General features: G+C 59.4%; 1 protein-coding gene. It reads right to left on the bottom strand.

Features of this window, described 5'->3' with window-relative positions; genetic code table 11:
• Window positions 1-195: 195 nt before the first annotated feature.
• Window positions 196-1,269: serine hydrolase (locus AMR42_RS18350; protein ID WP_099535147.1), on the bottom strand; the 1,074-nt coding region annotated here is incomplete at its 5' end.

Raw genomic sequence — 1,269 nt, 5'->3', positions numbered from 1 at the left:
CGCCGCGATCGGGTGGGTGGCGGTGGCCATGAGAGCCAGGGTGAAAGCATGGCCCCATCGCTGGAAAAGCGCGAGTTTCAACATAACGGAATCACAAAATGACGGAATGGCAAGCAATTGGGTTTGCTATCCGTGTTATCCGTTCCGTTAGCGTTGGACTCAGGAGCAATGGACGCTTCCTGAAGTTGATCGCCATTAACGGGCGATCGGGGGCTGGTTGCTGAAGTGGTTATAAGCGGCGCGGGAATAGTCGCGGATGGCTTCGGCGGCCTTGGGATCGTTGGGGGCCCGTTCTGCCAACACGGCAATTCCGTAGCGACGGCCGTTGGGGGTGTCTACCAAGCCTGTGTCTGCCAACAGCTTCGCCAATGTGCCGGTTTTGTGGGCCACCTCGCCACCTTTACCAATGCCCTTCGGTAGCAGGCTGTTGGCCGCCGTGCCGCGCATGATGCTCAACAGTCGATCGCGCGATCGCATGGAAACCAATTCGCCCCGGTTAATCAATGCTGTTAATTGCACCAAGTCCCGAGCGGTGGTGCGGTTCAAACCGGTAATATCCGGCAGCAAGTCGCGGATACTTGTGCCCTGTAGCCCCCAGGATTGAAACCGCTGGTTCAGGGGGCCGGAGCCACCCGTGCGGGCCATGATCATGTTGGTGGCGGTGTTGTCGCTGATCACGATCATTTGGCGGGCGGTGTCGATCGCGGAGAATTTTTGGCCCGGCTTTTGATATTGCATCGTGCCCGCCTCGGGAGCCACAAACCGCGCCTCCATGGTCAGCATTTCATCAAGGCGAATTTTGCCCGCATCCACATCCTGAAAAAAGGCCACTAGGATCGGCACTTTAATCGTGCTGGCGGCGGCGACCGATCGATTATCGTTCCAGGCGGCAAAATCTCCCGTATCCAAATCCAAGGCAGCCGCATGAAGAATTAGGCTGGGATAGCGAGCGGCAATTTTTTGAAACTGATCGCTCAATGAGGCGATCGGCTGGCGAAAGGCGGATCCCGGCGGCGGCAACGCGGGGCTGGCCAGTTGTTTTTGGCCTTGGCGCACCACTTGGTTAATCTGTGTGCCAGCGGGGGAAGCCGTTTGGCGCATGGCCGGGTCAAATGCCATCAATACCGTGCCCACGATCGCCCCTAAACCTGCCCCCACAATCAAGGTGCGCAAAGCCTGTAACCACAGAGGGTCGCCCTTGCTGCGGCGAGTGGGCGGCCGGTCTGGGGCTGTTGGGCGGGGCCGGGGCGATCGCCCATTGGCCTGGCC

This window comes from Limnothrix sp. PR1529 (genome assembly GCF_002742025.1).
GTDB lineage: Bacteria > Cyanobacteriota > Cyanobacteriia > CACIAM-69d > CACIAM-69d > CACIAM-69d.
Note: the sequence above shows the minus strand (reverse complement) of the source record. Positions and strands in the feature narration are given on the sequence as shown.